Annotated in this window: 14 protein-coding genes; 4 read left to right on the top strand and 10 right to left on the bottom strand. The window is 54.7% G+C overall.

What is annotated here, in order from left to right; genetic code table 11:
• Positions 1 to 69: 69 nt before the first annotated feature.
• Entirely contained in the window at positions 70 to 714 is a 645-nt protein-coding gene (locus IPM50_08115; GenBank protein QQS31652.1) for a Crp/Fnr family transcriptional regulator, read from the bottom strand.
• An 80-nt stretch (positions 715 to 794) separates the two neighbouring features.
• Between IPM50_08115 and IPM50_08110 the strand changes: the two genes are divergently transcribed.
• Positions 795 to 2219, top strand: coding sequence for a hypothetical protein (locus IPM50_08110; protein QQS31651.1), 1425 nt, complete (start codon positions 795 to 797; stop codon positions 2217 to 2219).
• A 9-nt stretch (positions 2220 to 2228) separates the two neighbouring features.
• Positions 2229 to 2822 (top strand): molybdenum cofactor guanylyltransferase, encoded by a 594-nt coding sequence (locus IPM50_08105; GenBank protein ID QQS31650.1) that lies wholly within the window; start codon positions 2229 to 2231, stop codon positions 2820 to 2822.
• Between the two features lie 3 nt (positions 2823 to 2825).
• On the opposite strand, the gene IPM50_08100 is transcribed toward IPM50_08105, so the two are convergent.
• Positions 2826 to 3752: a universal stress protein gene (locus IPM50_08100; GenBank protein QQS31649.1), complete on the bottom strand. Its 927-nt coding sequence runs from the start codon at positions 3750 to 3752 to the stop codon at positions 2826 to 2828.
• Between the two features lie 134 nt (positions 3753 to 3886).
• Between IPM50_08100 and fumC the strand changes: the two genes are divergently transcribed.
• A complete protein-coding gene (fumC, locus tag IPM50_08095) occupies positions 3887 to 5293 on the top strand; it encodes a class II fumarate hydratase (GenBank protein QQS31648.1) in 1407 nt (468 codons plus the stop codon).
• Positions 5294 to 5296: 3 nt separating this feature from the next.
• Here the strand turns inward: fumC and IPM50_08090 are convergent, their stop codons facing one another.
• The 4 genes from IPM50_08090 to IPM50_08075 all read right to left on the bottom strand — a co-directional run bounded on the left by IPM50_08090 (position 5297) and on the right by IPM50_08075 (position 8628).
• Positions 5297 to 5644, bottom strand: coding sequence for a hypothetical protein (locus IPM50_08090; GenBank protein ID QQS31647.1), 348 nt, complete (start codon positions 5642 to 5644; stop codon positions 5297 to 5299).
• The gene (locus IPM50_08085) at positions 5641 to 7008 is read right to left on the bottom strand and encodes a pyridoxal-phosphate dependent enzyme (protein QQS31646.1); all 1368 of its coding nucleotides are present in this window, start codon (positions 7006 to 7008) and stop codon (positions 5641 to 5643) included. Before IPM50_08085 ends, IPM50_08090 begins: the two co-directional genes overlap by 4 nt.
• Before the next feature lie 85 nt (positions 7009 to 7093).
• Positions 7094 to 8233 carry a saccharopine dehydrogenase NADP-binding domain-containing protein gene (locus IPM50_08080; GenBank protein ID QQS31645.1) on the bottom strand — a complete coding sequence of 380 codons (1140 nt, stop codon included), beginning with the start codon at positions 8231 to 8233 and terminating at the stop codon, positions 7094 to 7096.
• 29 nt (positions 8234 to 8262) lie between these two features.
• Positions 8263 to 8628 (bottom strand): PilZ domain-containing protein, encoded by a 366-nt coding sequence (locus IPM50_08075; protein QQS31644.1) that lies wholly within the window; start codon positions 8626 to 8628, stop codon positions 8263 to 8265.
• Between the two features lie 359 nt (positions 8629 to 8987).
• Here IPM50_08075 and IPM50_08070 point away from each other — a divergent pair, with 359 nt between their 5' ends.
• Complete coding sequence (locus tag IPM50_08070; GenBank protein QQS31643.1) at positions 8988 to 9485, top strand: 3D domain-containing protein; 498 nt, start codon at positions 8988 to 8990, stop codon at positions 9483 to 9485.
• A 56-nt stretch (positions 9486 to 9541) separates the two neighbouring features.
• On the opposite strand, the gene IPM50_08065 is transcribed toward IPM50_08070, so the two are convergent.
• From IPM50_08065 to IPM50_08050, 4 genes are read right to left on the bottom strand one after another with little or no spacing between them, the layout of a single operon-like run.
• On the bottom strand, positions 9542 to 10000 hold the full coding sequence (locus IPM50_08065; protein ID QQS31642.1) for a hypothetical protein: 459 nt from the start codon (positions 9998 to 10000) through the stop codon (positions 9542 to 9544).
• On the bottom strand, positions 9987 to 11885 hold the full coding sequence (locus IPM50_08060; protein ID QQS31641.1) for an ABC transporter ATP-binding protein: 1899 nt from the start codon (positions 11883 to 11885) through the stop codon (positions 9987 to 9989). Before IPM50_08060 ends, IPM50_08065 begins: the two co-directional genes overlap by 14 nt.
• Before the next feature lie 3 nt (positions 11886 to 11888).
• Entirely contained in the window at positions 11889 to 12308 is a 420-nt protein-coding gene (locus IPM50_08055) for a PaaI family thioesterase (protein ID QQS31640.1), read from the bottom strand.
• A 5-nt stretch (positions 12309 to 12313) separates the two neighbouring features.
• Positions 12314 to 13000, bottom strand: coding sequence for a hypothetical protein (locus IPM50_08050; GenBank protein ID QQS31639.1), 687 nt, complete (start codon positions 12998 to 13000; stop codon positions 12314 to 12316).
• Between the last annotated feature and the right edge of the window lie 17 nt (positions 13001 to 13017).

Here is a 13017-nt window from a genome sequence, read left to right as displayed (position 1 = left end):
CGTGTGCCTCCGCAACCGAATAAAATCTATTCCCGAAAGCGTCGACAAAATATGATGCCGATCACAAACTCATCGGATGAATCTGCGGAGCGGCTCGGTATCGCTGATGTGTATTTTTCCGTGGACGATCTCAAACAGGCCGTTCTTCGCCATCCTGCGGATGCTCCTTATCGTTGATTCGATGGTCAACCCCGACATTTCAGCGATGTCTTGGCGGCGGTGTGTGATCTTCTTGACACCGTTCGGCGGTATATCGCCGGCCAGTTTCAAAAGTGTGGCGGCGACGCGCTGTTCAGCCGATGAGGTCGCAAGGATCTGTATCGTCTCCGAACGCTCGCGCAGCAATCCGCACATTTTTTCTAATATAAGGGACGAAAACTCGGGAAATCTGTCTTTCAGAGCAAGGAATTTATCCCGCGGCAGCAGCAACAGCCGGCTGTCCTCCATCGCGATCGCAGATGCAGGAAATCGTTTGCCGTCGAGAGCAGGCGGTATAGCAAAGATCTCGCCCGCACCGAACATTCCGATTATTATTTCTTTGCCCGGCTCGGGATAGCGAACCATCTTGATACGGCCGGTAACCACGATCGGCAGAAAGTCCGCCTTTTCACCCTCTGCGAAAACTTCGGCATTCGCGTTGAAAGTTCTTGTGTGCCCCGCAGAGATGATCGCACTGCGTGTGGATTCACTTATGTTTTCGAGGATCGCGGTCATTTATGATGCACATCATAAAAGTAACACAATATTAAGCAAAGAATGGTTCATGAAGGGGTTTGGTCCCCGGCGAGGTCGCTATGTCATTTCAAAAATTGGTCTGTGTCGTACTTATGATGGTTTCCGGTGCGGTTCTGTCGCTTGGTCAGACCGGAGAAGCGGCAGATCTGGAGAAATTGCAAAAAAGGGTCACTGAACTCGAATCTCAGCTCCGTGCTTTGAGTGATGAGATAAACAAAATTAAGGACACGAAAAAAACAACACCGGCTGAGGTTGGCACCGATATGAAAGAGCCGGCGGTTTCCAAGGCAGCGGTTCCGGAGCCCGAAAAGAAGAAAGAGTTAGGAATTGACGTCGGCAGCGCGCGCATCACGCCGTATGGTTCTATTTATGTGAATGCGTTCAACAACAGCGGAGCGACGAACAACTCGGACGTGCCGCTGTTTGCCACGCCAACAGGTCGAGGCAATGCCGGAGCGAGTGTGCGGCAGACCCGGCTCGGCCTGCGTCTGGAAGGTGCCCGCATAGGTGATTCGCGTTTGGGAGCGGTCATCGAAACCGACTTTTTCGGCGGATTTCCCGCGATCGGCATCGGAGAGAATTTCGGCATCGTTCGGCTCCGGTTGGCATACATGAAGATCGACCGCGAAAAAACATCATTCACTGTCGGACAGGATTGGATGGTCTTCGCACCCCAAAATCCCACATCGCTTGCCGCCGCCGCGATACCTCAGCTTGCCGCCGCAGGAAACAATTGGGGCCGGATGCCGCAATTCAAGGCCGATCACAGGCTCGGCAAGAACGTCCGGGTTCAGGGTGCCGTTCTCGCACCGCAGACGGGCGACTCTGCTGCTGCATCGGCATTTTTCCTGCAGCCGAATTCCGGTTCGGTTTCCCGAGTTCCATTCTTTCAAGGCCGTATCGCATTCTCTGAAGGCAACTTCCTCGCGACCGGAAAGCCGGGCACGATAGGCGTTTCCGCTCATTACGGCAGGTCGCGTGTTTACAGCGGAACTCCGCTAGCACGGTATGACGTCGATTCAACCGGCATTGCTGCGGACTGGAACATTCCGCTTTCGCGGCGCGTCGTTCTGGTCGGCGAGGCGTTCAAAGGCAAGAATCTGGCAGGCTTTCAAGGAGGTGTTTTCCAGGGCTACAACACCGAATTTGCGACTCTGCAGGGCAGCACACTGGTCGCGGCGGGCGTTCGAGGCATACGTTCCCGCGGCGGTTGGGCACAGCTCGGTTTCACACCGCCTGTCGCGAAAGATCGACTGTCCTTATACGGTTCCGCAGGCATCGACGATCCTGACGATCGCGACCTTGTCACGTTGGTTCCACGCGATCTGCGGCGGAGAAATCTCGCATGGGCTTTCGATGCGATCTATAAGGTAACGCCGCAGTTCTCGGTAGGGTTTGAGTATCGAGGATTCAACACGCATTGGACACTCAGCGGCAGACGCACCTCGAACCATGTTAATCTTGGAGCCGTTTATACTTTTTAACGGCGATCGATGCGCATTCAGGGATTTGTTTTAACCGGCGGTGCCTCGCGGCGTATGGGCCGCGACAAGGCCGCGATCGTTATGTCAGGGCAGACACTTGCCCAAAAGGCGGTCAACACGCTAAATGAATTTTGCGACGAGGTCTTCACGGTCGGCGGAGAAAGCGGCTTTTCGGACGCACAGCATCTGATCGATCTTGAGACGCCTTTTGCGGTGGTTGGCCGTGCTGCAATGGCCGGTATTTACACAGCATTGCGCCATTGTACCGCCGAATATGCAGCTATCCTGCCTTGCGATATGCCGAATGTAAGTGCTGAGGTTTTCAGGATATTGCTCGAAAAGATCGAGGCGGAAGGCGATGCCGACGCAGCGATCCCTCTGGATCGGGCAGGGTCTTCGCAGCAGGTGTGTGCCGTCTTTCGCCCGAAAAATTGCCTTGTCGTGATCGAAAGGTTGCCGACCGGCCGGACGCCCGCGGTAATGGATATGATACGGGAGCTGAAAGTAAGGATCGTCGATTTTTCCGAGTTTAGGCACCTGCCGTCGGCAGATTCTCTTTTTGCAAACCTCAACAGGCCGGAGGACCTGAGCGTCATCAACTGATAACTATTTTGCTCGTACGACCTCGACCGTACAAGACGCCCTGGCCGCTACTGCGGCAGACGTGCTGCCCATTATAAATCTCTCGAACCTGCTTCCGTAGGCATTCGCACCTACGAATATAGTGTCGGCTCTCCAATATTCTGCATCGTCAACGATTCGGCTCTTCGGGTTTCCCGTGAGGATCACAAGCTCTGAGGAAACGCCTGCCGCTTTCAGTTTATCGGTTGCGCGTGCAGCTACGTCTTCTATCAGTTTTCGCTCGTTTTCGTTTATCTGTTCCGCCGCCTGCCTTGCCGCGGGAACAAAACGGCCGATCGGCGTCGGGAACACAGGATCGACGACAGCGACAAGTCGCACCTCTGTTCCTTCCGGCCACGTACGGGCGGCGATGGATTCTATGCACCGCTCGGCTCCCTGAGACATATCAAAGCCGACCGCGATGCGGATAGGTGCCGGTTCCACCTCGACTTTCCCGCGGGCAACACGGACGGAACACCTCGCTTCGGTCATTACCTTTTGCGAGATGCTGCCCAAGAGAAAACGGTTCACTAAGCCGTAGCCATGCGAACCGATCACTATCAGATCGGTATCGAGGGCTTCAGCTTTGTTCAATATCTCCCAAGCTGGCGATCCGTAGGTCGCTTCGCTGCGTACATTCCAGCCGGGCAAGGCGACGGAAACTCGTTCACGGCCGCGTTCAGCCATTTGCTCGGCTTCGCGTAAGGCGTCCTCGCTTTTTTGCCGCATCTCGGCAAGCAGCGATTCAAGATACGGATCGAGTACCGTATCCTCGCCGTTTTTCGGCGGCAGCCAAACCTCGGCGACGGAAACCACAACTGCCTCACCGGTCGGCGGCAAACCTGCCGCCCGCAGGTCATCTATGGCAGCTTCCGAACAATCCGAACCGTCATACGCGATCAAAACTTTCATTGATTGCACCTTCTCCGACTGTTTCTATGTTAGCCCGATTCGCGATGCATTTCTATACGCTGAGTTGCGATAAGGATTTTTTGGTTGGGTCGCGGTCATATAGAATTGGTAAAAGGAACTGAGGAAATCACTCTATGTCAGAAGCAGCAGAAACCGCAGTCAGAACACGCATTGAGACAGATTCGATGGGCGAGATAGAGGTGCCCGCCGATGTTTATTGGGGAGCGCAAACGCAGCGTTCGCTAAAGCATTTCAACATCGGTTTTGATGTGATGCCGCGTGAGGTGATACGCGCGCTCGGCATTTTGAAGAAAGCCGCGGCGATGACCAATCATGAACTCGGGAAGCTGCCCGAGGATAAGATGAAACTCATCTCGCAGGCCGCCGATGAGGTTATCGAAGGCAAGTTGGACTCGCATTTTCCGCTCCGCGTCTGGCAGACCGGCTCGGGCACGCAGACCAACATGAACGCGAACGAGGTCATTTCGAACCGCGCTATTGAGATAGCCGGCGGCGAGATGGGCTCGAAATCTCCTATTCACCCGAATGACGATGTAAATAAGTCGCAGTCGTCGAATGATACTTTCCCGACGGCGATGTATATCGCTGCGGCCGAACGCACGACGGCTCTAATTCCTGAACTCAAGAAAGTTTCGGCTGCGATCAAGGCAAAGGCGAAAGAATTCGACGGCGTCGTAAAGATCGGCCGCACGCATCTGCAGGACGCAACGCCCGTACTTGTAAGTCAGGAATTTGGCGGCTGGGCGAACCTGATCGATCGTGACATCGAGCGGCTCGAGATGGTGCTGCCCGGACTAATGGACCTTGCGATCGGCGGTACGGCCGTGGGAACAGGGCTGAATTCGCATCCCGAATTTGCCGACCGTGCCGCGGCAAAGATCGCCGAATTAACAGGGTTGCCATTTAGGGCTCATCCTGACAAATTCGCGGCATTATCGGCTCATGACGAGGTCGTCTTTGCTTCCGGAGCATTGAAAACGCTGGCCGCATCGCTGATGAAGATCGCCAACGATATACGTTGGCTGGCATCGGGACCGCGGTGCGGAATCGGCGAGATCACACTGCCGGAAAACGAGCCGGGCTCGTCGATAATGCCCGGCAAGGTCAATCCGACGCAGAGCGAAGCGATGACGATGGTGGCCGTTCAGGTGATGGGAAATGACGCGGCGATCGGGTTTGCGGGCTCACAGGGAAACTTCGAACTGAATGTTTTCAAGCCCGTGATGATCCACAACTACCTGCATTCCGTCCGGTTGATCCACGATGCTTGTCACGGATTTGTCGATTACTGCATCGCCGGAATCGAACTTAACCGCGAACAGATCGAGCGTTACTTGAGCGATTCGCTGATGCTCGTGACGGCGCTAAATCAGCACATCGGCTATGACAATGCGGCCAAGATAGCCAAACACGCGCACAAGAACGGCACTTCATTAAAGGAAGCGGCTCTTGAGTTGGAACTGTTGACCGCAGATCAGTTTGACGAGTGGGTCGTTCCTGAGGCAATGACGCGGCCTTAGGAGCTAAAATGTACCGCCTTCGGGCGGAACGTAGAAATACAAGAAGTAAAGCAACGCCCCTAGAATGATGGCGAGGCTGAGGCAGATTATCCCGACGAAGAAGGCCACGGTGCTTAGGCATCCGCCTTTTTTCTTTGCGCGGGTTTTGGGGCGAACGTGCTGCTTTTCATCCGCTGTGGGAAGCTCGCCGGTGTCTGCCTCGTCCAGGTCTTTGTCGGCAACGTCCGTCGGGATATCCTCTTCCGGGCCGTCAATACCTTTTCGCGGGTCGTAGCCTTTTGACGATCGAAACACCGGCTCGGGCATCACCCAGCCGTTTTCGTTGTCGGGTTGCTGTTTCTCATCCGTCATCGATGAATTTCCAGAACGTCGCCTCTGGTCAAGATACCGGTGATCCGTTTGAAATCTTCGATCAGGACCGCGGGCGAGCGGACAAGCTTCGATTTGATCTCGTTAATGCTCGTATCCACATCGACCACCGGAAAGCTCTTATCCATCACTTCGCTGACCTTAGCGTTCAACAGTTCGCGGTTAGCAAGTAGTTTGGTCAGCACCTGGCTCTCCCGAAGGCTGCCGACGGACTCGTGTCCGTCCAGAACGGGAAGCTGCGTTATGCCGTTAGCATTCATCTTGTCCAGAGCGTCGCTGACAGTATCGTCGGGTGTTACGAAAACCAGTTCTTGCGGAGATGTCCCATTTTTGGTCTCTGCGATCAACCCTGCAGTGATGCGTTGCGGTTCCAGCAGGAGTTTTTCCTTCATCCATTCGTCTGAATGGAATTTCGTCAGATAATGTTCGCCCGTATCGCACACGATAAAGACGACGACCGCGTCTTCATCAAGGTCTTTGGCTACCCGCAAAGCACCGGCAAAATTCGTCCCCGTCGATCCGCCGCAGAAAATGCCTTCTCGCCGCGAAAGCTGGCGTGCAAGGTCGAAAGACTCGCGGTCGGTAATGTTGATTATCTCGTCAATTATCTTAAGGTCGGCGTTGCCTACGGGAAGCGATTGGCCGATGCCTTCTACAAGATAAGGCGTCGCTTCGGGCACCTTGCCGGATTCTTTATAGGTCTTGAATATCGAGCCGTAAGGGTCGGCTCCGATGATCTTGATCTTCGGGTTCTGCTCTTTCAGATAACGTCCCGTACCGCTGATCGTACCGCCGGTACCGATGCTGGCTACAAAGTGCGTTATCTTGCCGTCCGTGTCTTCCCATAATTCGGGGCCGGTCGTGCGGTAATGTGCCTCAGGATTTGCGGGATGATTGTACTGGTCGGGATAGAAAGAATTGGGTGTTTCCTGTGCGATGCGTTTTGCAGTCTCAACGTAGTGATCGGGTGTGCCGTGCTTTGCGGCGGCGGGGCAGACCACGATATCTGCGCCGAGTGCTTTCAGATAACGCATCTTCTCGACCGAAACCTTGTCCGTCAGCACAAAGATACATTTATATCCCCGCACTGCCGCGGTCAACGCCATCCCGATGCCTGTATTCCCGCTGGTCGCCTCGATCAGGGTGCCGCCTTTTTTCAGCACGCCTTCGCGTTCGGCCCAGTCGATCATCGAAATGCCGATGCGGTCCTTGACGGAATAGCCGGGATTTAGGCTTTCCATCTTGGCATAAACCTGTGCCTTGATCTTGTGTTCGCGTGTAAGGTGATTGATGCGGACGAGGGGCGTCCGGCCGATAAGTGCTGTGATGTCGTTATAGGCTTTCATTTATATCGCTTGTGCCGAGGTGCGGCCAATTTGTGGAACGAAACAAGTTTATTCCTATTGGCAAAATGCCGCAAGAGATGCCGACTCAGCGGATCGTCAGCACAATGCCGCGGCGGGTCAGCTCATCAACGAATCTCTGCGGATCGATGGCCTTTTCCTGCGGCAGGGCACCGCGGGAAAGAACGTCGCCTTTCGCCATCATTTGAGCGATGATCGACGCAGGAAACGCCGTCGTCCGCATCATTGCAGATAGCCCCGTTGCCTCGTCCTGCTTGTCCACAATGTCGTAACGGAGCTTCTTTTCAGCACCGTCTTTCGTTCCCGCGAAGTCCAACCTGACAAGAACGTAATCGGGTCCGTCAGCGGGCAGATTCCGCGTCAGCAGTTCGCCGAAGACCTTTCGCGGGACAACCTTCTGGTAATTGGCCACGATCTCTTCACTGGAACAGAGGCCTAGGTCGATCATTGTTTTGAATTTCTCGCAGTGGCCCGCGTAGCGGATCGTCTTGTAATCAAGTTCCTTTATCTTGCCGAGGAAAGAATCCGGCAGCGTCGATGTACCGCCGCTTGTCTGAAATGCCTCCAGCGGAGGGAATCCGTCAAATTCCAATTGCTCGACCTCGGTCATCGAGGGAACCTCGGTGATCTCGCCGTTGCGTATGACCCGGGCGACCTCAACGTATTCATTTATCAGCCCTTCTACGGAGAAGACGAGCTGATAATCGAGCGGCGGCTTCGGATCCTGCGGCAGGCCGCCGACGCGGATGTGTATCTCGTCAACAGAGTCAAACTCCGCCGCTCCGTGCATCGCAAGGATCGACACCATTCCCGGTGCCAAGCCGCAATCGGGAATGATGCTGATACCGGCGTCGCGAGCTTGGTCGTCGAGTGCAAGCTGTTCGTCAACGATGTAATTGTTGCCGCCCAGATCGCAAAAGCTCGCACTTGCCTCGATCGCCGCACGTGAAAGCGAGACGTTGTACCAATAATTAACACACGAGATGACCGCATCGTGCCCCCGCATTAGCGCGGCCACGTCAGAAGAATTTGCAGCGTCGACGTGATGAGCGTCAACGCGCGGCGTGCCAACGGCTTCGGCGATATCCTCGGCTTTTTTCAGGTCAACGTCAGCGACCGTTACCAGTTCGACGCCGGGAGAATTGTGGACAAGGTCGTGTACCGCGCCGTGGCCCATACGGCCGGCGCCAAGAACGAGAATTTTCATAACTTAGGATCAGGAAGAAGGACGGCAGTTTACCAGTCGTCGATGTCCTCGGGCTCTTCCTGGGCGATCAAGACGCCCGCATATTCCCACACCTTCTTTTTCCATACGCGCAGGTTGTCCAGCAGCATTAGGGCGGCCTGCGGATGAGCGGCATTGCGCTCGAGGCGTATTACCTCGGCGGTAACAGACACCTCATCTTTCGGGTTTTCGGTGACCGTCAGATTGACCTTGCCGCCAACCAAAGGAAGGGCTCGCGGCAGATAAATGAGAGTTCCGTGCAAGCCCACATTCTCCGTCAGGCCTTCCTGAACGACCTCTTGCCCGCTCGGATCCTTCCACTTTACGCGGATCGGAAACGAGACAGCGTAGCGTGTTCCCTGACGTCTTTCTCTCATATTGGTCCTGCCGGTATGGCGCCGTTATACGCGGCGAATGAATTGAAATATACCCGAAACGATGCCTGAAAGTCTAATTTTAGGCAAAAAAATGAGGCCTGATAAGCCCTTTAGAATGCGGTAATTGCACGAATATGCCAATTTTGGGCTCGTTAACACGTTGGACACATCAGTTTTGGCGCGCTAGGTTAAAAGGTATGTTTCGCGCCGCCGTGGCTCGAAAACAGGCCGGAACTCGCCGGCCGACAATTGTTTCGCCGCGTGAAAAGCGATGAGCTTCTCCTACGGCAGCCGCAGTTTTCGGAACCAGTTTTCGGGAACGCACGGAGAGCGGGACGGATTGAAAAGGAGAATAAGGAATGAGAAGTCTCGTTAGAGGAGGTTTCGTCCTCGGGCTTCTGGGCATGATGATGGTCATCATCATCGCACAGACCTCGACGGAAAAAGACCTCATTATAGCGAACGATTCGCAAAACGAAGTAGTAGTTAATAATCAAGTTAATAATTCGGTTAGTAATAATACTGAAGTTCAGGACAAGGATAAGAAACTCGTAAAGAAAACGGGTTCATCGAAAGCGGCAGGCGTAAGCAAAGGCAAATTTTCGGCCACGGCATACTGCCTGCAGGGAAAGACAGCGATGGGACACGGCGTTCGCCGCGGCATCATCGCAGCCGATCCGAGAGTTTTGAGGCTCGGTTCGACAGTCGCAGTAGAAGGCGGCGGTTACAGCGGAACGTATCTGGTATCAGATACGGGAGGCAAGATAAAGGGCAACAAGATAGATATCTGGATGCCCAGCTGTTCCGAAGCTCGTAAATTCGGACGGCGTACCGTCAGCATATCGACCCTGAACTAGATCAAAAATAATATAAAACTCACGCGAGGCTGCCCTTTTCGGGCAGCCTCGTTTTTTTAATTTTTGTATGTTGCGTCGAGCACGGCCTTTTTCGTCGGGCGATGTATCAGCACGCCGATCACACCGACAATCCCGAAAAGGAAAAAGTATTTGTAGCCTGCGACCAATGCCAACAGCAGCCCGAACAGAACTACGGATTCGGACAACGCGACGCCCACGATCATCGCCGTCTGGACGAGATGAACACTCTGCTCAGCAACTGATCGTGCCAGGAAAGTCTTCCTCAAAAACAGCGACACCGCCAAGATCGAGATCGACAATACTACGAAAACCGCGATCATAAGCGCGCTTTCTGCCGGCAGCAGTTCGGCGCTGGAAAGATCTAACAATTCCGGTTTAACGAAATACGCGAAGCCGACCAATATGAACTGTGACATCAACAGCGCGAACCAGATCACCATCATTGTCTGTAGTGCACTGTCCGGGTTTATCCGCTTATCGTTATTCTGTTGCATCTATTTCCTCCTCCAGTAATTGCCTTCTGTAAAGTTCGGCGTATTCCCCGCCCGCGGCGAGCAGTTCGTCGTGAGTGCCGCGTTCGGTTATGCGGCCTTCGTTGAGCACGCAGATCATATCGGCGTCCTTTATCGTGGAAACGCGGTGCGAGACGATCAGAGTCGTTCGCCCGCGGCGGACGTTACGCAGGTTTTTTAATATCGTCTCTTCCGTGTATGTGTCAACGGCGGATAGAGCGTCGTCGAGGATAAGTATCTTCGGATCGCGCATCACCGCACGAGCTATCGCGGTCCGCTGTTTCTGACCGCCTGAAAGAGTGATACCGCGTTCACCGACGAGCTGTTCGTAGCCGTTCGGAAATTCGGCGATGTCGCCCGCGAGTCCCGCGATCTCTGCAGCCTCCTCTACTGTGAGTTGAGAGTTCAGAGTTGAGAGTTGAGAGTTCGGCTTTTTCTCCTGACTCTCTACTCTCAACTCTCCACTCTCGACTCCGAATGCGATGTTCGCGGCGATAGTGTCGCTGAAAAGAAAGGTTTCCTGCTGCACGAAGCCGATCGCTTTGCGCAATTGCTCTAACGGATAGCTCCTGACGGGAACGCCGTCGATCAGCACGCTGTCGTCCGACGCATCGAGCAAACGCGGTACGAGGCTTACCAAGGTCGATTTCCCGCTTCCTGTTTTGCCGACGAATGCGACGGTAGAACCGGGCAAGATGTGTAGGTCAATATCGCGAAGAACGATCCTGTCAGAACCACCTGCGGTAGCGGGTGGTTGAGAAGGACGTTGATCCGGGCTGCTTTCATTCGCCGATGCCGGCGTTAAACCGCCCGCTACCGCAGGCGGTTCTGACCTGTATACGAAATTCAGACCGCGAAACTCTATCTCGCCGCGGATATCGGGTTGCGGGCGTGCGTTTTCGTCATCGCGGATCGTGGGAACGACGCTGAGCACTTCGCGAAAACGCTTTAGCGATGCGGTGCCGCGTTGGTAGAGATTGACGACGTATCCGAGCGCGATCAGGTACCAGATCATCCGCTGCAGATACAGCATAAATGCCGTGAAATCGCCCGCCGTGATCTCGCCCTCGACCGCCATCGGCACGCCGACCGCGACGATCAGCACGAATCCAAGCCCTATAAAAAAGAAAAGCAGCGGCCGCATCGCCGCCGAATAACGCACCAGCCGCAGTGCCTGCGAGGCGTATTGGCGGTTCAGTTTTTCAAATTCGGCGATCTCGGTCTCTTCGCGTGCATAGGCGCGTATCACGCGGACACCTGTCAGGTTCTCCTGCGCACGTGCCGTAATGTCGGAAAAGAATTCCTGCAGTTTCTCAAAACGTTTGTGTACCTGCGCACCCAGAGTTTTCACCGTCAGCGAAACGAGCGGCATCGGGATGAGCAGCAGCAGCGTCAGCTTTACCGAGATGCCGAGCATTATCGGAAGTGCGATGCAAAGAGCGAAAACCGCCTGAAAACTGTAGAGGATCATCGGCCCGACGATCTGGCGGATCGCCGCGAGGTCATTTGTCGCACGCGCCATCAGGTCGCCTACGCGCGTCTTTTGAAAATACTCGAGCGGCTGGTTAATGAGAGCAGCGTAAAAATCCTCGCGCATATCAAATTCGATATGACGCGATGCATTTATGAGCAGCCGACGCTGAAGAAAGAGGAAGATCCCGCTTGAAATGCTGAGCCCAAGGATCGCCAACGGATAGTAGATGACCTTATCGCGAGTAACGCCGGCGGTCAGATCATCGACCGCTTGGCCGATCATCCACGGTATCGACAGGCTGAAAAACATCGACGCCAAGATACACGTGATGCCCGCCGCGACATAAGCGCGGTATGGTCGCAGGTATCCGGCGAAGTATCTCAGTTCTTCCATGCTTTACAGCCGCGTATAGGTCGATAGAGCAGTCGCAATGGCTTTGCCCTCAGCGTTGTGGACCTCGGCCGAAACGGTGATGATGCGTTTTCCGGGACGAACGACCGTTGCGGTGCAGAGAATTTCGCCCTCTGTATGCGGCCGCAGATAGTGAATGGTTAGATCGATGGTAGCTGTCGCTTCGTCAAGCGGCACGATCGTCCTGATGGCAAACGCCATCGCCGTATCTATCAGCGTGGCGGTGATGCCGCCATGCAGCACGCCGCCGAGCTGCCGCATATCGTCGCGCATCGGCATAGCCAACACTGCCTCACCGCGGCGTAGTTCGCGCAGTTCAAAACCGAACGTCTTTGCCACCGGCACCAGTGAAAGCGCGTGCGTTGCTATGTTGAACGCACCTTCGGGAAGTTCATCGTGCTGCATAAATGTCATTTTGTAACGGAGCCTTTCGGCCGCGTATCGATATTAGCGAGCGGTACTGTGCGATAGCCCGCCGGCAGTTGGAACAGAGCTTCATCTGCCTCCAGTCTCAAATTGCGAAGCTCGAATATTGCCGTGGTTCGCCGTGAGCCTTCGCTGTCCTCCGTCGTGAAAAATTCCTGTCGGACGACGAGCCGCTTTTCCTCGTCGAAAAACAAAGCAACCTGTTCGCCGCCTGTTTCTGCCACGTATTTTTTTAGGCCGCCTTCGGTGCCGGCGTCGCGATATCTCACATATTCGGCACCCATCAGAAACAGCGGCGGCGGGCCCGCAGGCGATGAATCTTTCAGCCCTCCGCCCGTAACCTCTGCATACACACGGCGGCGGTGATCGATGATATAACGCCTGTCCGCAATGATCTCGCTCACCGTCGGCGTATCGCCTTCATAATGATCGTAACGCATACGGTCGCCGCTTTTCGCGATTCCCCAACGTCTTATGGTTTCGCCCGCCGTCAGAAATGCTTCACATGAATAAACCTCGGGCTCGCGAACCGCGAAAGGGAAATGCTGAGGTGCTTCTTCGGTCAGCGTGATGGTGTTGTCGTTGCCCGCCGGGGCAGAATTGCACGACGTGAACATTACAGCAGCGACCGCGATAATGAGTGGGCAGGCGAGCGGGTTTGACAAACGCATCGGAGTGCCTAAATTTT

The sequence above is a fragment of the Acidobacteriota bacterium genome (assembly GCA_016700075.1).
In the GTDB taxonomy this organism is placed as follows: Bacteria; Acidobacteriota; Blastocatellia; order Pyrinomonadales; family Pyrinomonadaceae; genus OLB17.
This window is presented reverse-complemented; position numbering and strand designations above follow the sequence as displayed.

Excerpts from the sequence above, each read along its gene's own strand:
- IPM50_08100 (QQS31649.1), bottom strand. The coding sequence starts at position 3,752 with ATGAAAGTTTTGATCGCGTATGACGGTTCGGATTGTTCGGAAGCTGCC.
- IPM50_08055 (QQS31640.1), bottom strand. The coding sequence starts at position 12,308 with ATGCAGCACGATGAACTTCCCGAAGGTGCGTTCAACATAGCAACGCAC.
- IPM50_08085 (QQS31646.1), bottom strand. The coding sequence starts at position 7,008 with ATGAAAGCCTATAACGACATCACAGCACTTATCGGCCGGACGCCCCTC.
- IPM50_08105 (QQS31650.1), top strand. The coding sequence starts at position 2,229 with ATGCGCATTCAGGGATTTGTTTTAACCGGCGGTGCCTCGCGGCGTATG.
- IPM50_08075 (QQS31644.1), bottom strand. The coding sequence starts at position 8,628 with ATGAGAGAAAGACGTCAGGGAACACGCTACGCTGTCTCGTTTCCGATC.
- IPM50_08070 (QQS31643.1), top strand. The coding sequence starts at position 8,988 with ATGAGAAGTCTCGTTAGAGGAGGTTTCGTCCTCGGGCTTCTGGGCATG.
- fumC (QQS31648.1), top strand. The coding sequence starts at position 3,887 with ATGTCAGAAGCAGCAGAAACCGCAGTCAGAACACGCATTGAGACAGAT.
- IPM50_08060 (QQS31641.1), bottom strand. The coding sequence starts at position 11,885 with ATGGAAGAACTGAGATACTTCGCCGGATACCTGCGACCATACCGCGCT.
- IPM50_08110 (QQS31651.1), top strand. The coding sequence starts at position 795 with ATGTCATTTCAAAAATTGGTCTGTGTCGTACTTATGATGGTTTCCGGT.
- IPM50_08080 (QQS31645.1), bottom strand. The coding sequence starts at position 8,233 with ATGAAAATTCTCGTTCTTGGCGCCGGCCGTATGGGCCACGGCGCGGTA.
- IPM50_08090 (QQS31647.1), bottom strand. The coding sequence starts at position 5,644 with ATGACGGATGAGAAACAGCAACCCGACAACGAAAACGGCTGGGTGATG.
- IPM50_08050 (QQS31639.1), bottom strand. The coding sequence starts at position 13,000 with ATGCGTTTGTCAAACCCGCTCGCCTGCCCACTCATTATCGCGGTCGCT.
- IPM50_08065 (QQS31642.1), bottom strand. The coding sequence starts at position 10,000 with ATGCAACAGAATAACGATAAGCGGATAAACCCGGACAGTGCACTACAG.
- IPM50_08115 (QQS31652.1), bottom strand. The coding sequence starts at position 714 with ATGACCGCGATCCTCGAAAACATAAGTGAATCCACACGCAGTGCGATC.